The 18,882-nt window shown below is 37.6% G+C and carries 18 protein-coding genes; 13 read left to right on the top strand and 5 right to left on the bottom strand.

Annotated elements, in window-relative coordinates; translation table 11 throughout:
• Positions 1–49: 49 nt before the first annotated feature.
• The 10 genes from HCJ55_RS02235 (at position 50) to yhaM (ending at position 12,390) form a co-directional block, all read left to right on the top strand.
• The gene (locus HCJ55_RS02235; RefSeq protein WP_008948539.1) at positions 50–2,194 is read left to right on the top strand and encodes a penicillin-binding protein 1A; all 2,145 of its coding nucleotides are present in this window, start codon (positions 50–52) and stop codon (positions 2,192–2,194) included.
• A 108-nt stretch (positions 2,195–2,302) separates the two neighbouring features.
• On the top strand, positions 2,303–2,500 hold the full coding sequence (locus tag HCJ55_RS02230; protein ID WP_008948538.1) for a PLDc N-terminal domain-containing protein: 198 nt from the start codon (positions 2,303–2,305) through the stop codon (positions 2,498–2,500).
• Positions 2,500–3,405 (top strand): ABC transporter ATP-binding protein, encoded by a 906-nt coding sequence (locus tag HCJ55_RS02225; protein WP_185516843.1) that lies wholly within the window; start codon positions 2,500–2,502, stop codon positions 3,403–3,405. Before HCJ55_RS02230 ends, HCJ55_RS02225 begins: the two co-directional genes overlap by 1 nt.
• A complete protein-coding gene (locus HCJ55_RS02220) occupies positions 3,402–4,196 on the top strand; it encodes an ABC transporter permease (protein ID WP_185516841.1) in 795 nt (264 codons plus the stop codon). The genes HCJ55_RS02225 and HCJ55_RS02220 overlap by 4 nt, the downstream gene beginning before the upstream one ends.
• A gap of 69 nt (positions 4,197–4,265) precedes the next feature.
• Positions 4,266–5,633, top strand: a complete 1,368-nt coding sequence (gene fumC, locus HCJ55_RS02215) for a class II fumarate hydratase (RefSeq protein ID WP_185516839.1) — start codon at positions 4,266–4,268, stop codon at positions 5,631–5,633.
• Between the two features lie 102 nt (positions 5,634–5,735).
• Complete coding sequence (locus tag HCJ55_RS02210) at positions 5,736–6,869, top strand: DUF445 domain-containing protein (RefSeq protein ID WP_185516837.1); 1,134 nt, start codon at positions 5,736–5,738, stop codon at positions 6,867–6,869.
• A gap of 81 nt (positions 6,870–6,950) precedes the next feature.
• Positions 6,951–7,304, top strand: coding sequence for a YlbF/YmcA family competence regulator (locus HCJ55_RS02205; RefSeq protein WP_008948533.1), 354 nt, complete (start codon positions 6,951–6,953; stop codon positions 7,302–7,304).
• Between the two features lie 144 nt (positions 7,305–7,448).
• A complete protein-coding gene (locus HCJ55_RS02200) occupies positions 7,449–8,684 on the top strand; it encodes a metallophosphoesterase family protein (RefSeq protein WP_185516835.1) in 1,236 nt (411 codons plus the stop codon).
• Positions 8,681–11,404 carry an ATP-binding protein gene (locus HCJ55_RS02195; protein ID WP_185516833.1) on the top strand — a complete coding sequence of 908 codons (2,724 nt, stop codon included), beginning with the start codon at positions 8,681–8,683 and terminating at the stop codon, positions 11,402–11,404. Before HCJ55_RS02200 ends, HCJ55_RS02195 begins: the two co-directional genes overlap by 4 nt.
• A gap of 44 nt (positions 11,405–11,448) precedes the next feature.
• Positions 11,449–12,390, top strand: a complete 942-nt coding sequence (gene yhaM / locus HCJ55_RS02190; protein ID WP_185481227.1) for a 3'-5' exoribonuclease YhaM — start codon at positions 11,449–11,451, stop codon at positions 12,388–12,390.
• A 47-nt stretch (positions 12,391–12,437) separates the two neighbouring features.
• On the opposite strand, the gene HCJ55_RS02185 is transcribed toward yhaM, so the two are convergent.
• The 4 genes from HCJ55_RS02185 to HCJ55_RS02170 form a co-directional block, all read right to left on the bottom strand.
• A complete protein-coding gene (locus HCJ55_RS02185; protein ID WP_185481226.1) occupies positions 12,438–13,316 on the bottom strand; it encodes a peptidylprolyl isomerase in 879 nt (292 codons plus the stop codon).
• Positions 13,317–13,432: 116 nt separating this feature from the next.
• Positions 13,433–13,972 (bottom strand): DUF3267 domain-containing protein, encoded by a 540-nt coding sequence (locus HCJ55_RS02180; protein WP_008948527.1) that lies wholly within the window; start codon positions 13,970–13,972, stop codon positions 13,433–13,435.
• Positions 13,973–14,154: 182 nt separating this feature from the next.
• On the bottom strand, positions 14,155–14,517 hold the full coding sequence (locus tag HCJ55_RS02175; RefSeq protein WP_003768001.1) for a YtxH domain-containing protein: 363 nt from the start codon (positions 14,515–14,517) through the stop codon (positions 14,155–14,157).
• Between the two features lie 30 nt (positions 14,518–14,547).
• Positions 14,548–14,970, bottom strand: coding sequence for an HIT family protein (locus HCJ55_RS02170; protein ID WP_008948526.1), 423 nt, complete (start codon positions 14,968–14,970; stop codon positions 14,548–14,550).
• A gap of 160 nt (positions 14,971–15,130) precedes the next feature.
• Here HCJ55_RS02170 and HCJ55_RS02165 point away from each other — a divergent pair, with 160 nt between their 5' ends.
• Positions 15,131–15,883: an ABC transporter ATP-binding protein gene (locus HCJ55_RS02165; RefSeq protein ID WP_008948525.1), complete on the top strand. Its 753-nt coding sequence runs from the start codon at positions 15,131–15,133 to the stop codon at positions 15,881–15,883.
• A complete protein-coding gene (locus HCJ55_RS02160; RefSeq protein WP_185397192.1) occupies positions 15,867–17,090 on the top strand; it encodes an ABC transporter permease in 1,224 nt (407 codons plus the stop codon). The genes HCJ55_RS02165 and HCJ55_RS02160 overlap by 17 nt, the downstream gene beginning before the upstream one ends.
• A gap of 38 nt (positions 17,091–17,128) precedes the next feature.
• Here HCJ55_RS02160 and HCJ55_RS02155 read toward each other — a convergent pair whose 3' ends face one another.
• Positions 17,129–17,632 carry an antibiotic biosynthesis monooxygenase family protein gene (locus HCJ55_RS02155; RefSeq protein WP_008948523.1) on the bottom strand — a complete coding sequence of 168 codons (504 nt, stop codon included), beginning with the start codon at positions 17,630–17,632 and terminating at the stop codon, positions 17,129–17,131.
• A gap of 197 nt (positions 17,633–17,829) precedes the next feature.
• Between HCJ55_RS02155 and hemE the strand changes: the two genes are divergently transcribed.
• Complete coding sequence (hemE, locus tag HCJ55_RS02150) at positions 17,830–18,882, top strand: uroporphyrinogen decarboxylase (RefSeq protein WP_185516831.1); 1,053 nt, start codon at positions 17,830–17,832, stop codon at positions 18,880–18,882.

Below are 18,882 nucleotides of genomic sequence, written 5' to 3'. Positions count from 1 at the left end.
CTGTGTTTATAGTTTTAGTTAATACCGTGTAGAAAGATAGGAGAGTTACATGGACAAATTCAAACAACAACTTATTAAATACCTGAAATTATTCTTTGGTTTTATCGGAAAATGGATTAACAAAGGATGGCAGAAATTTAGACGCTTCTGGAAAAACAAACATATTGGCAAGATTTTTTTACTAGCTGGACTCGTATTCTTATTAAGTTTTATTATTTACCTTGTAGTGGTAGCAAAATCAGCTGATATCGACGCTTTGAAAAAAGGTCTAGAATCCGCCACGATTATTTATGACAAAGACGGAGACAAAGCTGGAGAACTTTCTTCCACGGACGCAACATTTGTATCCATCAATAAAATCTCTAAAAATCTTCAAAATGCTGTCGTTTCCATTGAAGATAGAAAATTTTACGAACATAAAGGCTTTGACTTAAAAGGAATTGCTCGGGCTGGCGTTAATTTAGTCAGCAGCGGAGGCATTTCTGGTGGTGGTAGTACTATCACGCAACAACTTGCCAAAAATGCGTTACTGACGCAAGAACAAACTTTTACACGAAAAGCGAAAGAAATTTTTATGGCTCGAGAAATCGAAAAAACCTACTCAAAAGACGAAATTATGGAAATGTACTTAAACCGCTCTTATTTTGGTAATGGAGAGTGGGGCGTCGAAAATGCTTCTTTAAAATATTTTGGTAAGTCAGCGGCAGATTTAAATATTCCAGAAGCTGCGACAATAGCTGGATTACTTCAAGCTCCAAGTGCATATGACCCCTACCAACATATCGACAAAGCAACGAACCGCCGGAATATGGTTTTAAATGCGATGGTCGAAACAGGCAATATAACAAAAGCAGAAGGCGAAAAATATAAAGCAACGAAAATTGTTTTAAACGATCAATCCAAAGATCCGCTTGCAAATAAATATCCATGGTATGTCGATGCAGTTATAAACGAAGCTGTTAATGAAGCAGATATAACACAAGACGAAATCATGCAAAAAGGGTATAAAATCTACACAGAATTAGATCAAAACTATCAAACATCTTTAGAAAAAGTCTACAATAACGATAATTTATTCCCATCGAATGCGAATGACGGTACATTAGTTCAATCTGGCGCAGTCTTAATGGACCCAGCAACTGGTGGGATTCGGGCTCTTGTTGGTGGTCGCGGCGAACACGTTTTCCGTGGTTTTAACCGAGCAACTCAAATGAAAGCTCAACCAGGTTCGACGATGAAACCTCTCGCAGTTTACACACCGGCGCTTCAAGCTGGTTACGATGTTGATTCAATGCTAAAAGATGAAAAAACGACTTACAAAGGAAACTATACACCAACCAATGTTGGCGGCGTTTATAGTGGAGAAGTTCCGATGTATAAAGCCGTTGCGAACTCGATTAATGCCCCGGCCGTTTGGTTGCTTGACCAAATTGGTATCGATAAAGGCGTTAAATCGGTTGAGAAGTTTGGTATTACAGTTCCCGAACAAGATAAAACACTAGGTCTTGCCCTCGGTGGTATGAGTAAAGGTGCTTCGCCAGTCGAAATCGCCACCGCTTATTCTACATTTGCCAATAATGGCGCAAAACCGGAATCACATATTATCACCAAAATTGTTGATCCATCAGGCAATACCGTTTACGAAAATGTGCCTAAAACGAAACAAATCATTTCGGAAACAGTTTCTAATGAAATGACATCCATGCTACTTGATGTTATCAACACAGGAACAGGCCGAAGTGCAGCTGTTTCAGGTCACGAAATGGCTGGGAAAACAGGTTCCACCCAAGTTCCATTTGATGATACTAACGGGACAAAAGATCAATGGTTTGTTGGTTATACACCAAACTTGGTCGGCGCCGTTTGGATGGGATTTGATAAAACCGACAAAGACCATTATTTAACAACAACAAGTTCTGCTGGCGTTTCCAGTTTGGCACACTACGTCATGAACAGCGGCTTACAATATCAGAAATCCACAGACTTTAGCACGAAGAGTGCCGCACAAGAAACCGCTGCGAAAAAAGAAGAGCAAGAAGCTACGAAGGATAGTGGTAGCGACTTCTGGAGCGGCGTGAAAGAAAAAGCAGATGAAGCCGGCGAAACAATCAAAAAAGGCGCCGATAAAGTAAAAGAATTTGGCGGAAAAGTTTCTGATGGAATTGGAAATTTAATTGATTCGATCGGTAATTGATTGAAAGCACATTTTACTAGTTAGATGCTAGTGAAATGTGCTTTTTTATATTGCATTAATATTATAACTGTTATACAATAAGTATAACAAAAGAATGAGGTGAAAACTTTGGATAAAACTCAAATAGCATTAATTATACCCGTATTTCTTCTTTACTTAGCACTATTATTAACCGCCATTATTGATTTAACTAAAAACTGGAATACACGCAAAAATCCAATCATTTGGCTAGTAGTTATTATTGTTATCAACGTCTTTGGCCCAATCGCCTATTTTATTTTTGGCCGAAAAGAGGATGCTAACTAATGAAAAAATTAGAAATCCAAGGACTAAAGAAAAAATACAATGGAAAATGGGTTATCAAGGGGATAGATTTAAGCATTAACGAAAAAGAATGTGTAGCTTTGATCGGTCCAAACGGCGCTGGTAAGTCAACGATGATTAACATGATTGTTCAAATACTAACCCAAGACGAAGGCCAAATCACTATCGATGGAATGGATGCTAAATCTGTCCGTGAGAAAATTGGATTTTTACCACAGTATCCAGAATTTTACGGTTGGATGAGCGCAGCAGAGTGTCTCCATTTTATGGGGAAATTATCTAATATGGAGAAAAAAGATTTAGCAGCGCGTATTCAAGAAGTTTTATTATTAGTTGGGCTAGAAGCGAGCGCGAACAAAAAAATTAGCACATTTTCTGGGGGCATGCGTCAACGTCTTGGAATTGCACAAGCCATCTTACACCGACCAGAACTACTAGTGCTAGACGAGCCAGTTTCCGCGCTTGACCCAATTGGTCGCCGCGAAATGATGCTCCTTTTAGACAAACTAAAAACAGAAATTACGATTTTATTTTCAACGCATATTTTAAAAGATGCAGAAGAAATTTGTGACCGCATTGCCATCATTAAAAATGGCGAATTAGTCGCAGATAACACAGTGGCACAGCTGATGAAAGAAGAAAGTTCTCCCGTATTTGATGTCGAATTAAATGGCGATAGCGATGCTTGGCAAAAAGAGCTTCTTCAAAATAACTATGTAGAAAAAATCGAAAAAGTGGGGACAGTATATCAAGTATATACGACTAACCAAAAAGCAGGAGCAGAAGCCATTTTGAGTTCCTTGCTAAACATAGACGGTGAGTTTATTCGCATCGAAAACAGACATCAAAGCTTAGAAGAAATTTTTATGGAGAAGGTGGGCAAATGACACATTTTAACGCTTTACTAGCAAAAGAATGGCTAGAACAACGTCGGAGTTTAAAAATTATTTGGCTCCCCATCGTATTCGCTTTGCTCGGACTCACCCAACCATTAATGATTTATTTTTTACCGGAAATATTGAAAGCCGTTGGGACTGGCGCAGAAACGGAGCAAGTCGTTGCTTTGATGGGAAATCAATCGGCGCAGGAAGTAATGGCGCAAACACTTGGTTCTCAATTTGATCAAATTGGTATTATCATTATTATCGTTGTCGCGATGGCTTGCATTCAAAATGATCGCACGAGAGGGATGCTCGCGTTTATTATGACGCGGCCCGTGAGTGCTGTAGAATACGTGTTATCTAAATGGGTCATGCAATGCGTGGTTGGTTTAAGTTCGCTTTTAATTGGCTACGTGCTAGCGGCTTATTATACGTACTTTTTATTTGGCGAGTTAGCGGTTCAATCTTTAGTGGAAGGCTTTTTAGTGTATGCGCTTTGGTTTGTTTTCGTGATTAGCCTTGTTGTTTTTGCGAGCGCTGTTTTTGATAGTAATGCGGTTGTGGCAATGCTTAGCGTATTTATCGCGATTGTGCTTGGAGTCATTAGTGGTTTTGGTGGTTGGATTCAAATGTTCAATCCAGCGTATTTAAGCAAAAATGCCACTATGCTAATTATGTCAGAAAAGACAATGGATTACTTTATCCCGTCGCTCTGCATCACTGTCGCATGGATCGTTTTACTTGTAAGCCTGACTATTTTAATGATTAAAATGAAACCTCTGTCAAAAACGGAATAGCGAACATTATTCGTGAGTTTTGCGAAAACATCCGGTTTATACTAAAATAGAATAAAAAGGGGTGGCGAAATGGAACGAATCGAGCGAGATACACTTGGAGAAATTTCCGTAGATGCGGCTAAATATTGGGGAGCACAAACAGAACGTAGTAGAAGGAATTTCGCTATTGGTGATAATCAAATGCCAATCGAAATTATCTATGCTTTTGCCCAGTTAAAGAAAGCCACAGCGAAAGTAAACGCAGCGGAAGGCAAATTACCCGAAGAAAAAGCATTAGCAATTGGTAGCGTTTGTGACCAAATCATTCAAGGCAAGTTAGATGAACATTTTCCTTTAGTTGTTTGGCAAACGGGAAGCGGGACACAGAGCAATATGAATGTTAATGAGGTTATCGCGCATGTTGCCAATCTAACTCTAGGCACGGGACAGATTCATCCGAATGATGATGTCAACATGTCGCAAAGCTCGAATGATACGTTCCCAACAGCGATGCACATTGCCGCTTACGGAGCTATAGTAACAAACCTTTTACCAGAAATCACTAAAATGGAAGCCGTTTTAACAGAGAAGAAAAATAAGTATATGCAGCTCGTTAAAATTGGTCGAACCCATTTACAAGACGCAACCCCGTTAACACTCGGACAGGAAATTAGCGGCTGGGAAGCGTGCCTAACAAATAATAAAAATTATCTTGAATCAAGTATGAAAGCCATTTTACCGCTGGCGATTGGCGGAACAGCAGTTGGAACAGGGCTAAATGCTTCACGCGATTTTGGGGATAAAGTAGCCGAAGAATTAATGAAACAAACCGGATATCCTTTTACATCTGATTCCAATAAATATTTTGCCTTAACTAGCCATAGTCCGATTAATTTTGTTCATGGGGCGATTCGTAGCCTTGCTTCGGATCTAATGAAAATTGCTAATGACATTCGTTTTCTAGCAAGCGGACCTCGTAGCGGCATTGGCGAGCTGACGATTCCTGCCAATGAGCCAGGTAGCTCGATTATGCCGGGAAAAGTGAATCCTACGCAGTGTGAGGCGATAACGATGGTTGCGGCACAAGTAATGGGAAATGATACGACAATCAATGTTGCTGCGAGCCAAGGAAACTTTGAACTCAATGTGTATAAGCCAGTAATTATTTTTAATTTCCTAGAGTCTGTCAAACTTCTTTCAGACAGCATGCGCTCGTTCCGAATTCATTGTTTAGAAGGACTTACCGCAAACGAAAGCGTCATTGAAACGAAAGTAAATGACTCGTTAATGCTAGTCACAGCCTTAAATCCGCACATTGGTTATGAAAAAGCTGCCAAGATTGCCAAACTAGCTTTTGATGAAAATACCACGTTAAAAGAAGCGGCAATCAAAACTGGTTTTGTTAGCGAAGCGGAATTTGATTTATGGATAGATCCGCTAAAAATGACTAATTTGTAATCTCATACTTTAGAATGAACTTCCCTAGAAACAATTGTTGTCTAGGGATTTTTCACGTATAATGAAACCACTTTTACTAGACAAATATTAGGAGATGCAAACATGTCAGTGTTATTTACGATACTTTTAATGGCAGTGATTGGTGGATTTATCGGAGCCATGACGAATTATATCGCCATCCGAATGCTTTTCCGCCCGTACAAAGCCATTTACCTTTTCAATAAACGATTACCATTTACACCAGGACTTATTCCAAAACGACGCGATGAACTAGCTGAACACATCGGAAAAGTGGTCGTGAGCCATTTACTAACAGAAGACGCTATTCGCGCCCGACTGCTGGATGAAACTTTGCAAAAAGAAATAACCGAAACAATCACAAAAATGTTCCATGAAAAAATGCAACTAGAAACGACGCCTAATGAATTACTACATCATTTCGGATATGAAAATGCAGAAGTACGCTCCATTGCGTGGCTAGAAACAACACTAGAAAAAGAAATCAACCACTTTTTAACAGCAAAAAAAACCACCCAAATGAGCGATTTAATTCCAGCTATGTTAGAGACAGAACTTGCAACCAAGCTTCCCCATGTAACAGAAAGAATTACGAGCAAAATGTCCGTTTTTATCGCAAGTGAAGAAGGTAAAATACAAATTAAACAAATGCTACAAAAATTCTTTGAAGAACACGGGAAAATGGGTAGTATGGCTAGAATGTTCATCAATGTTGATAGCTTCTCTGAAAAAATTCAACAAGAAGGCTTAAAACTTATCAACCAAGAAGACACGAAAAACCTCATCAACCAACTACTAACAACAGAATGGCACAATTTTGAAGCGAAAGAATTACAAGAACTTATTCCGACAGAAAAACAAGCACATTTGGCAGGACAGCTGACTTCTGAACTAATTCAAGCAGTTCCACACGATAAACTATTTAATCAACCAATCCAAGCGATGCTAAGCAATTACGAAGCCGCCATTACAGAAAAAATGATTCCTTTTGTTGTAGAGCGAATGCTTGATTTTGTAGCGACGCATAGCGCGGATATAGTAGAACGAATGGATTTAGCAAAACTTGTCGAAACACAAATCGCTACTTTTTCTTTACCTGAAATTGAAAAACTAGTCGTTGAAATATCCGGAAGAGAATTAAAAATGATTACTTATTTAGGTGGGATTTTAGGAGGATTTATTGGAATTATTCAAGGGATTCTCGCAATGTGGATTTAGTTCTTTTATACTGGAATAACCGGCGACTTTTTGTTATAGTGAAACAGAAGTGACAAATACAGATATTTGGAGGATTTATCAATGGCAGTTAATATTTATGATTTAGCACATGATTTAGACAAAGGAATTCGTGAAACACCTGAATTCATCAGTTTACAAGATGCATACCGTGAAGTAAACGAAAATGCTGACGCAAAAGCAAAATTCGAACGTTTCCGTGATGTTCAAGTAACAATCCAAGAAAAACAAATGACTGGTCAAGAAATTGACGACGAAACAGTAGATGTAGCACAACAAGTTGCTCAAGAAGTTCAAGAAAACGAACTAATTGTGAAACTAATGGAAAAAGAACAAGCGATGAGCATGATTATCAATGATCTAAACCGCATCATCATGACACCATTACAAGATTTATATAATGTGGCAAACGACTAATTTATATGAATCGAAGTGGCGCGATTATTTGTTATTTATTTAGCAAATAATAGCGCCACTTTTTTATTTGAAATGCTTGTACGTGAAGCAATAGTAAGGTATAATAGGAACGTATATTCGGTTTTTGAGAAGGAGGCGAAAGTCATGAAAGAAATCAAATTTTTACATATAGCAGATTTGCATTTAGATAGTCCTTTCATTGGACTTTCGACGCTACCACAGCCGCTTTTTTCTGCCGTACAAGAAAGCACATTTCAATCGTTAGAACGAATAACAACCATAGCAATCAAAGAAGCCGTTGATTTCGTTTTAATTGCGGGAGATATTTATGATAGTGAAGACCAAAGTGTCCGTGCTCAAGCGCGCTTTTTAAAAGAAATGAAGCGATTAGAAGCCGCTAATATTAACGTTTTTATGATTCACGGTAATCATGATTTTATAGAAAAACATAAAGAAAAGTTGGCACTACCAAACAATGTGCATGTTTTTCCGGAACAGGTTGAAGTAACATCACTCCAAACAGCTAGCGGTGTTCATGTCCATCTTTATGGATTTAGCTATAATGAACGCCACATCCGCTCAAGCCGCGTAGATGAATACAAGGTGCAAGGAGATGCAGATTTCCATATTGCTTTACTGCACGGTTCTGAAGTATCCAGTAGCGAAGAACATGATGTCTACGCTCCATTTCGAGTGCAAGAAATCAGCAAAAAAGGCTTTGACTACTGGGCGCTCGGTCATATTCATAAACGCCAATTGCTTGCGGAGTTTCCTAGCATTTATTACCCGGGAAATATCCAAGGTCGAAATCGTAAAGAGTCAGGCGAAAAAGGTGCAAGTATTATCACTTTATCAGAAGCAAACACGACCATTGATTTCATCGAAACGAGCCCGATTATTTGGGAAGAAGTCATAATTTCTTTGCCTGAAAATAGCGAGATTAATACTTTTTACCGCGAAATGACCAAACTGCTAGAAAGCTATCGAGGACGAAGCCATAGCTATTTTCTTCATGTAATTGTCCAAATGGCGAATAAGCAGAAACTTAATACAAATGATTGGCTACAAATGCTTCAAGAAGAAGTAGAGCTGGAAGATACCACATTTGTATGGGTGCACAAAATAACAATCGAAATAACGAACAAAAGTAATTCCCAAACATGGCATGAACATCATTTAGCAGGCAAAGAAATTATGCACAGCTATCACAAACTACAAGATGAATCCGCTTTTTATCAAGCAGTAGAAGGACTCTATCTTGAAAGTGGCGTGAGTAGATATTTAGATGATTTATCTGAACAAGATCGAGAAGCAATTTTAAATAAAGCTTTAATGGAACTAGGGATGACGCTTGCAGAAGTGGAAGGTGATAACAAATGAGAATAACGTCGATTGATATTGTTGGTTACGGCAAATGGTCCAACGCTCATTTTGATAATATCGCCAATTTTCAAGTGATCTTCGGTGAAAATGAAGCTGGAAAATCAACTATTATGGCTTTTATACATAGTATTTTATTTGGCTTCCCAACAAAACAGCAATCCATCCCACGTATGGAACCCAAAAATGGTGGCCCATATGGTGGACGACTGACCTTAGAAGATACTCCTCTTGGCAAAGTTGTTATTGAACGTTTAAAAGGAAAAGCAACTGGTGACGTGCGGATTTACTATGGTGATGGCCAAACAGCTGGAGAAGAGAAGTTACTAGAAATCATAGGCGAAATCGATCGAAATACGTATGAGGCTATTTTTTCATTTGATATACATGGCTTGCAAAATATTCACCAGTGGAAGAAGAAGGAATTTGAACGCTATTTACTAGCGACAGGTACAACCGGTTCGGATGCACTTCTAAAAACTGCGGAAGCCCTACAAAAAAAATTAGATAGCCTTTACAAACCAAGCGGTCGAAATCCACTAATTAACCAACAACTAAAAAAAGTAAAAGCAGCTCAACAAGCTTTTCAAAATGCCAAAAAACAAAATGCACAATATGAACAACTTATAAACGAAAAAGAACAAGCAACAGCAAGGCAAACAGCATTGCAAACAGAAAAGACAACCATCCGCGTAGAACTAGATACATTAACTATTTTGTCAGACTTGTGGCCGTTATATCAAGAGTGGAAAGCGCTCGATAGCAAGGCTAGCCAATCTCTAGAAGCCAGTTTTCCACCAGACGGAATTATTCGTTTAGAACACCTACAACTCCGAGAAAAAGAATGGCAAAATCAGTTGATTCAATTAGAAGAACGTCAAAAAAACCTCATTAGCAAAAACAGTTATGAACATAGCCTCTTTTTTGCAGAGAATGAAGCTGAAATTACTTATTTAATCGAAACCTATGCTGCTTTTGGTGAACGCGAGCTCCAATTGAATGGCTTAAAGCAAGAAATCCAATTTCATCAGGTAGATACAAAACGACCACTTAGAATATGGACAAGCGAACTAGAACAAAGAACAAACCGTTTAAAAGAAAACGAACAGTCATACAAAGAGCAACAACACGAAATCCAGTTAAAATTAAAACTAACCAATGATACAGAAGAAAAACTTCAAAAAAAGATTGATCAAATAGAAGCCGAGATGTGGGGCAATAAAACGTTCCAACGAGCAAAAGAAAAAATCGAACAAAAACCAAAAACAACCATGACGAAAACCTTTATTTCACTAGGTATTTTTGCAGTAGCTTTAGTTTTGATGATTATTTTCCAGTCTATGTGGAGCATTGCACTTGTCTTTATTGCTGCGCTTATTGTCGGCTATTCATTTATGACTACAGGAAAAGCTGCACCAGCTAATAATGAACAACTTTTAGCCTTTTTAGAGCAAAAGAAAATAAGGCAAGAATGGCAACAGCTATTGAATGAAATGGATATCATTGCTTCTCAAATAGCTGAATTACAAGCTAGCGAGAATAAATTAAACGAAGCAATATATCAGCATACGATGGAACTAAACCAACTATTTGCTGACTTAGCAATCGAAAACGAGCCAGGAATAAATTGGCCGTATGATTTACAACAATACAAAGCGAATAGTGAAAAAAGGCAACTAATCAATGAGCTTAGCTTGAAATTAGAACCGTTGGAAGCAAAACAAAATGCCTACAAAGCGCGACTTGCAAAGTTACAACTCCCCGCAGATTATAAAGACATCGAAGAAAAAATCACATTTCTGCGACAAGGCTTACTTTATTATCGAAACCACCTAACGGAAAATGCCAAGCTTGCTGAAAAATTAGAACAAGTAACAATGCAACTAGATTTAGTGAAGCAAGATTTATTGCTCGTAAAAAAAGAGAAAACAGACTTGTTAGATCGAGCCAATACAAACGATGAAGAAGAATTTCGAATGGCTGCCATGCGCGTGAAAGAAGAACAAAAATGGCGTGAACGTTTAGTCCTTATTGAAGCACAACTAGAGCCAGACAAACGACGAGCTTTAAGCCAGTTTGAAAATCAAGCTATCATTAAAGAAAAAGAACTCCAATTAGAAGAAACTCTACGCAAAATAGAAGTAGAGCAAGAGCAGCTTTACGCATCACTTGCAGCAAAAAATCACGAAATCACCAAACTAGAAGAAGGTGGAACTTTCGCTGTCTTAATGCAAGAATTTTATTCAGAAAAAAGCCAATTACAACAAATAGCAGCTGAATGGACAGAAACAAAACTTGCGCTTCAAATTTTACAAAACACCATGCAGCAATTACAAGAAGGCAAGCTTCCTAAAACCTTAAAATTAGCAAGTGACTATTTCCAATATCTGACAAACGGAAACTACACGAAGGTATACTTACGAGAAAATAGGTTGCAAGTGGAAAGCAAAGATATCGTGCCGTTTTTCCCAGAAGAACTTAGCCAAGCAACGAAGGAACAACTTTATTTGGCCATTCGTTTTGCGCTAATTGATGTTATCCATAAAGACTTTCCACTGCCAATTATTATTGATGATGGATTTGTGCATTTTGACTCGGCTAGAATGGGGCAAATGATGCAACTACTTCAAAAACGAAAAAGTGAAAACCAAGTAATATTTTTCACATGCCATCAAGAAACTCGCAAATATTTTTCCAGTGAGGACATACGCGTGCTATAATGAGTGAAGAAACTTCTTACTACAGAAAGAAAGAAGGCGATACAATGGAAAAAAGATTATTAGACTATGAAGTTGGAGAAACAGTAGACTTATTCTTGCTAATTAAATCAAGTGTCAAAGGAACGGCTAGCAACGGAAAGCCATTCTTGAGTCTTGTTTTGCAAGATAAATCAGGTGAATTAGAAGCAAAACTTTGGGATGTAAAAGAAAGTGATGAAGTAAATTACGGGGTACAGCAAATCGTACATCTTATGGGTGATATTCAAAATTACCGTGGAAGAAAGCAGCTGAAAATCCGTCAAATTAGACAGGCGACAGCTATTGATGGCGTTAGTGCCAGTGAATTCATGGAAACTGCACCAATCAATAAAGATGAAATGGCTGATGAGATTACACAATATATTTTTGAAATGAAAAATGCGAACTTGCAACGAATTACTCGAGCGCTCTTAAAAAAATACCAAGATGATTTTTATGATTATCCTGCAGCAATGCGCCATCATCATGAATTTGTTTCTGGTTTGAGTTTTCATGTGGTTTCGATGCTACGTCTTGCAAAGTCTGTCGCTGATCTATATCCATCCGTTAACCGTGATTTACTTTATGCCGGAGTGATTTTACATGATTTAGGTAAAGTCATTGAACTGTCAGGGCCGGTATCAACCACGTATACACTGGAAGGGAACTTAATTGGCCATATTTCCATCGTAGTAGAAGAAGTGAGCAAAATTGCTGACGAGCTTTCCATCGACGGAGAAGAAGTAGTTGTTTTAAAACATGTGTTACTTTCTCACCATGGCAAAGGGGAATGGGGCAGCCCGAAACCACCACTTGTACGTGAAGCCGAGATTTTACATCAAATTGATTTAATGGATGCTTCCTTAAATATGATGGACAAAGTGTTAAAACATACAAAACCTGGTGAATTTAGTGAACGTGTATTTGGATTAGATAATCGTTCGTTTTATAATCCTACATTTGAATAAATGCAAAAAACCACGCTTGGAATTTTCCAAGCGTGGTTTTTAATTACTTATTTAGATGAATCGGAATCAGATGAAGAACCGTCAAAATCTTTGAAAGCATCTTTCAAGTCTTTATCTTCTACTTTTACGTTAGCATCTTTGTATACTTTTTTAAGTGTTTTTTGCATGTTCTCAGTAGTTAATTGAGACTGAAGGTAAGATTCTTTTACAGCTTTCTTATCTTTCTCAAAAGTAGTTTTTGTAGCTGGTTCGTCCATTTGGATGATGTGGTATCCGTATTGTGTTTTTACTGGAGCACTGATGTCGCCTTTGTTTTTAAGGGCATAAGCTGCTTTTTCAAATGCTGGATCCATTTTACCAGGACCGAATGGCTCTAATTTACCGCCGTTTTCTTTTGTAGCAGTATCAGTAGAATATTCTTTCGCTAAATCTGCAAATTTAGCGCCATCTTTTAGTTTTTGTTCAACTTCTTTGGCTTTGTTTTCATCAGCTACTAAAATGTGGCTTACAGTGATATCTGGTTGCCAAGTTTTGTAGTATTCTTTTAATGCTTTATCGCTAGTATCTGTATTAGCTTCTGTCGCTTTTTGTACTAACATGTTGTATTTAAGTTGGCTTTTGAATGATTTCTCAGTTAAGCCACTTTGAGCTAACACTGCAGAGAATTGATCTCCGTATTGTGATTTGTACTCGTTGAATTTTTTGTCAACATCTTCATCGCTTACTTTGTATTTATCGCTAAGGACTTTTTCGAAAGTAAGTTGTTGTACGAATTCAGAACCATATTTATCTTTCATAGCATCATAAAGTTCGTCTTTTGTTACATCGCCAGAATCTGTCTTAACGACATTTCCGCCGCCACCGCACGCTGCTAGACTGAACAATGCCATAACCATGACAAGTCCAAGAATTAATTTCTTCTTCATTAAATAAAACACACTCCTTAGTTGTTGGAATAATTCCCGCTTAACACAATAACTATCATAACATAAATTAAAGATAAAAAGAAAAGATGAAAGAAATTTAATGATATTCTTATGGTTTAGTCAGAAATTAAAATAGAAAATCCGCGCTCTGCACTTTCGATAAAACAATTCTTCGGCATTTTCCATAATTTGTTAATATGAGTAAAGTCAGAAAAACTCATTCCAACGTGCACGGAAAGTAAAATTAAGAACATTCCCGAATGCCCGATTGGCGTAAGTAGCATTAACGCTACTAAAATAGCAGTGATAACCACAAATGGTAAAACTAACGAAAAAATGTAGTGCCATTTTGGAATGATTCGCTTAATATTTAATTTTATACAAGGAAGGAAAAAGAAATGGATGCGCCACTGGATTACAGTTCCTTCACGGTACTTAAAACATCCAAGAATATGAAGTAGTTTATGGATTGGGTAAATTAAAATAATACCCAAAAAGCTAATGAATTGATAATCGTTTGTCAGTTGACCAGGATAAATTAAATGTTGTGTTAAAAAACAAATACATACGGCAACTAGCCAGACAAGAATTCCTTTAAAGAAAAGGCGATTAAATTCGTCTCGTCGCTCTGTGTTGATTGATTTTAGGCAGCGCATTGTAAGCTTTCCTCCAGTTATAGCTAAAATAGTGCTCCTCTGTCAGAAGGCACCATAGTATTGTATGCTCAAATGCTCCAAAATTCAAGCTTTTTTTAGAGAAATAATTGCCTAATTTTGACGTTTTTTTGAAGCTCGTTTTAGCCAAACAAAAAAACTGAGCAGGCGCCCAGTTTTTCTACTTATTTATTATCTTTTTTCAACGTTTTTTCTAAGTCAGAAATTGTTTTTTGCATGTCTTTAATTTCGTCTTTTAAGCGTTTCTTTTCTGGTTCCATTTCTTCATTCCATTTGGAAACTGATTCCATGATGTCAGAAGAAACATCTTTTAGTAATGTGGAACCTTCTGAGCCAAGCACTTGAACTGATTGGATAAGTTCATTTGCATTGTAAGCTAGTTCTTTCAAGATAACACTTGCTTCGCCTGATTTAGCGACAATGTCCTTGCGAAGTTCATTGCCGGATTTTGGAGCAAACAATACTGAGGCTGCAGCTCCAATTGCCCCACCAGCTAAAATACCGAAAATAAGTGATTTTTTATTCATTTATACTCCACTCCATCCATAAAAGTCATTTTAGTCTACTTTTGCTGCAATAAGTTCAGCAATTTCTTGGTAACGTTCTTGTGTGTACCAGTCTGCGTTATCTTTCCATTTTAACCCAAAGTCGTCGGATTTGCTATACCTTGGTATTAAATGGATATGACAATGAAATACAGATTGGAAAGCAACTTCTTCATTATTATTTAGTATATTTAATCCTTGTATTGGTAAAGCTTCTTTCAATGCTCGCGCGATTTTAGGAACGCGACGGAATAATTCGGCGGCCGTTTCATCGGGTAAATCGAATGTGTTCCTAGCATGTTTTTTTGGAATTACGAGTGTATGACCTTCTGTGACTTGTCCTAAATCAAGGAAAGCGTAAACTTCCTCATCTTCGTACACTTTGGCAGAAGGAATTTCACCACGAACTATTTTGCAGAAAATGCAATCGTCCATTAAGTATGACCACCTTTCACAACATATAATTATGTACTACTTTAATTTAACATAAAAAGGAGTGAAAAGCATGTGTTAGATAGTTGGTAATGGATTATTTTGACAGTTCAAGGGATGAATATGCTATTATTAACTAAAGATTACGTAAGGAGGTATGGAAATGGCTTTAGTAGAAGTAGAACACCTGACAGGCGGATATACAAAACGTCCAGTCTTAAAAGATATTTCATTTGCGATTGAAGAAAAACAAATAGTTGGATTGATTGGTCTAAACGGGGCAGGGAAAAGTACTACCATCAAACATATAACTGGCCTAATGCACCCTAAACAAGGAACGATTAAAATCAACGGTCACCAATTAGTGGAAGATACAGAAACATATCGAAAGCAATTTTCTTATATCCCAGAAACACCGGTATTATATGAAGAATTAACTTTAAAAGAACATTTGGAATTAACCGGAATGGCTTATGGAATATCCGAAGAAGAACTACACGCGAGAATGACACCGCTGTTAAAAGAGTTTCGTTTAGAGAAAAAATTGAATTGGTTTCCAGCTCATTTTTCTAAAGGGATGAAGCAAAAAGTAATGATTATGTCGGCTTTTTTAATTGAGCCTAAATTATATATTATTGACGAGCCTTTTGTTGGACTTGATCCGCTTGGTATTCAGTCACTCCTTAATTGGATGGATGAAATGCGCAGTAAAGGTGCAAGTATTTTAATGTCAACGCATATTCTTGCAACGGCTGAAAAATATTGCGATACCTTCATTATTATTCATCAAGGCGAAATCCGTGCAGAAGGAACGCTAAAAGACTTGCAAACGAATTTCGAAATGCCAGGAGCTTCACTTGATGAAATTTACATTCAGTTGACAAAGGAAGAGGAAGCTGATGAAGATGATATTTGACAGCAAAGCGCTTTGGAAGGAACGTTTTAGTGCGTATACGACTGAAGTTATGCGCTACCTGCGTTATATGTTTAATGATCATTTGCTTTTTGTGCTTGTGATTGGGCTTGGAGCGGGGATTTTTTATTATGCTGGATGGGTGAAGACGCTGGAACCAACATTCCCAGTTATTCCGTTAATGGTTATTTTACTTACGGCTTCTATTGCGATTAGTCCAGTTGCCACCTTGCTGAAAAAACCGGATATTGTTTACTTAATTGTCCAAGAAAAAGCAATGGACACTTATTTTTCTCAAGCAAAAATAGCGAGTTTCTTTATGCAATTATATGTGTTTGTGATTGTGCTGGGGATTTGTATGCCGATGTATGTGGAAGTTACAGAAGTTCCATATAGCCAGTTTTTCACTTTGTTTATTGTGCTTAGTATGCTAAAAGCTTGGAATATTTATTTCGGTTGGGAAAGCATGAAATTAGAAGAAGCGGATACAACATGGATGTTTATTCGTGTTATCCTGAATGCTATTTTGATTTATATTGCCCTTATTGCCGCACCTTATATTTCGATTCCGTTAGTGTTGGTAGTACTTTTAGCGAGCTATTACTGGCTTAAAACGAAAACTGCTAAAGTGACCCTGCGATGGGAATATTTAGTAGATAAAGAAGAAGCGCGGATGAACCGTTTTTATCGTCTAGTGAATCTGTTTACGGATGTGCCACATTTGCGTGGGACGGTTCGCAGACGGAGTTATCTCGACTTTCTTTATCAACCAATCCCTTATGCGAAAAGAAAAACGTTTGCTTATTTGTTTAGCCGGACTTTTGCGAGAACGAATGAATATGCAGGATTGTACATCAGATTGACCGTCATTGCTGTTATTTTACTCGTGTTTGTTCAAGGTTTTTACTTAAATATTATTTTCTCGCTACTGTTCTTATATTTAACAGGCTTTCAATTTATTCCGATGTTAAAACATTATGATGCACAAATTATGCTACGACTTTATCCAATTGATGATAGTTACCGTCATCGTAGTTTTATCCATTTTTTACGAATTTTGCTACTCGCGCAAGCATTACTTTTTAGCATCATTGGAATTGCTCAAAATGGAACCATTGGTGGGATGATTATTTTAGGAATAAATCTAGCTTTTGTCGCTATTTTTACTTTCCTTTATGCACCAGTCAGAATGAAAAAAATGTATGAATAAAAAAAGCGATTTGGATTTTTGGTCCAAATCGCTTTTTCTTATTTAGCATCATGGGAAAATTCGGGATAATGATAAATATCTTCATGAGAGAAACCTGTTTGAGTATTATTTTTCTTCATGATATTCGTGATTTCTTTGTGTAGCGGTGTTTTTTTCCATTCTTGGAAGAACACTTCGGAATCCCAAAATGAAATAATTAAAAATTTGTTCGTATTCATGGCTTTCGTAAGTTTTGTACTTTGTAAGCCCGGCGTTTCACTAAAATGTAAACTAGCATGTTGATACAGTTGTAAGAAAATCGGAATTTCTTCGTCGCGGAGTTGGATATATTCAAAAACAACTACGCCAAAACCTTTTAAGGAACCACTGCTTTGTAATACCCGATACTCTGCGCCTTCTTGGAAAATTTTCTCGCCAGTAGATTCTTGGTACAAAAGTGATTGGGAAAAATTTTGCAGAAGTGTCACATTTTCGCCGCTGTAGTTTGCCATTAGTTGACGAAGGTAGTGCTCAGTTCCGGTTGTGATAAATACTTTTTTCATGATAAGTCCTTCTTTCGGTTTTTATTCCATTAAGATAAATGATTACACCTTTGTTTTCCACGTTTTTCATAATTGAAACAGCAGATAGGCAATTTGTTTGGTTTTATACAAGATTTCTAGTATCCTTTTATCTGGAGAAGTTATTTATTGTTCTGTTGCCTATTGTGTGTAAATGAACAAAGAAGGGAAGCGACTCGATGACAAAAATAACGAATGATTTATTTTTAAAAGCAGCGCGAAAAGAACAAGTTGACCGAATTCCGGTTTGGTACATGAGACAAGCAGGGAGATCCCAACCAGAATACCGCAAATTAAAAGAACAATACTCTCTATTTGAAATTACGCACCAACCAGAATTATGTGCTTACGTAACAAAACTGCCCGTAGATCAATACGGAGTAGACGCAGCAATTTTATATAAAGATATTATGACACCACTTCCGGGGATGGGGGTAGACGTAGAGATTAAGTCTGGCATTGGTCCAGTGATACATAATCCCATTAGAACGTTTCAAGATGTAGAAAAACTGACAATCTTTCAACCGGAAATCGAAGTACCATATGTGCTCGATACGATAAAACTACTAGCAGATGATATGTTAGAGGTGCCACTAATTGGCTTTGCAGGAGCGCCGTTCACTTTAGCAAGCTATATGATAGAAGGTGGCCCATCGAAAAATTACCACCAAACAAAAAGCTTTATGTACCGCGAACCAGAAGTGTGGGCAATATTAATGGAAAAACTTGGCCGAATGACTGCGAGCTATTTAGTAGCGCAAATTAACGCAGGGGCTTCCGCTGTGCAATTATTTGATTCTTGGGTAGGCGCACTTAGCCGAGCCGATTATGCGACATACATCCGACCTGTTATCGAAATGATTGTGCGAGAAGTAAAGGCTGTCCATCCGACGACGCCAATTATTATGCAAGCAGTTGGCGCAAGTCATCTTTTAGCAGAATGGGAAACTATGCCGCTTGATGTCGTTGGCGTTGACTGGCGTGAAACACTAACAACTGCTAGACAAAAAGTGCCAACCAAAGCAATCCAAGGGAATTTAGACCCGTCCACGCTACTTGCACCAGAAAAATGTTTGGAAGAAGCCGAACGGATTTTGCAAGAAGGCGTATTAAAACCAGGTTTTATCTTTAACTTAGGACACGGCGTTTTCCCAGAAGTACCACCAGAAATGCTGAAAAAACTAACAAATTACATCCATGAGAGAAGCGAAATTCTATTAAAAAAAGGATGA

Source organism: Listeria marthii (assembly GCF_014227425.1).
Classification (GTDB): domain Bacteria; phylum Bacillota; class Bacilli; order Lactobacillales; family Listeriaceae; genus Listeria; species Listeria marthii.
This window is presented reverse-complemented; position numbering and strand designations above follow the sequence as displayed.

Coding starts and splice junctions, on each gene's coding strand:
- HCJ55_RS02235 (WP_008948539.1), top strand. CDS start 50: ATGGACAAATTCAAACAACAACTTATTAAATACCTGAAATTATTCTTT.
- HCJ55_RS02225 (WP_185516843.1), top strand. CDS start 2,500: ATGAAAAAATTAGAAATCCAAGGACTAAAGAAAAAATACAATGGAAAA.
- HCJ55_RS02220 (WP_185516841.1), top strand. CDS start 3,402: ATGACACATTTTAACGCTTTACTAGCAAAAGAATGGCTAGAACAACGT.
- fumC (WP_185516839.1), top strand. CDS start 4,266: ATGGAACGAATCGAGCGAGATACACTTGGAGAAATTTCCGTAGATGCG.
- HCJ55_RS02210 (WP_185516837.1), top strand. CDS start 5,736: ATGTCAGTGTTATTTACGATACTTTTAATGGCAGTGATTGGTGGATTT.
- HCJ55_RS02205 (WP_008948533.1), top strand. CDS start 6,951: ATGGCAGTTAATATTTATGATTTAGCACATGATTTAGACAAAGGAATT.
- HCJ55_RS02200 (WP_185516835.1), top strand. CDS start 7,449: ATGAAAGAAATCAAATTTTTACATATAGCAGATTTGCATTTAGATAGT.
- HCJ55_RS02195 (WP_185516833.1), top strand. CDS start 8,681: ATGAGAATAACGTCGATTGATATTGTTGGTTACGGCAAATGGTCCAAC.
- yhaM (WP_185481227.1), top strand. CDS start 11,449: ATGGAAAAAAGATTATTAGACTATGAAGTTGGAGAAACAGTAGACTTA.
- HCJ55_RS02185 (WP_185481226.1), bottom strand. CDS start 13,316: ATGAAGAAGAAATTAATTCTTGGACTTGTCATGGTTATGGCATTGTTC.
- HCJ55_RS02180 (WP_008948527.1), bottom strand. CDS start 13,972: ATGCGCTGCCTAAAATCAATCAACACAGAGCGACGAGACGAATTTAAT.
- HCJ55_RS02175 (WP_003768001.1), bottom strand. CDS start 14,517: ATGAATAAAAAATCACTTATTTTCGGTATTTTAGCTGGTGGGGCAATT.
- HCJ55_RS02170 (WP_008948526.1), bottom strand. CDS start 14,970: ATGGACGATTGCATTTTCTGCAAAATAGTTCGTGGTGAAATTCCTTCT.
- HCJ55_RS02165 (WP_008948525.1), top strand. CDS start 15,131: ATGGCTTTAGTAGAAGTAGAACACCTGACAGGCGGATATACAAAACGT.
- HCJ55_RS02160 (WP_185397192.1), top strand. CDS start 15,867: ATGAAGATGATATTTGACAGCAAAGCGCTTTGGAAGGAACGTTTTAGT.
- HCJ55_RS02155 (WP_008948523.1), bottom strand. CDS start 17,632: ATGAAAAAAGTATTTATCACAACCGGAACTGAGCACTACCTTCGTCAA.
- hemE (WP_185516831.1), top strand. CDS start 17,830: ATGACAAAAATAACGAATGATTTATTTTTAAAAGCAGCGCGAAAAGAA.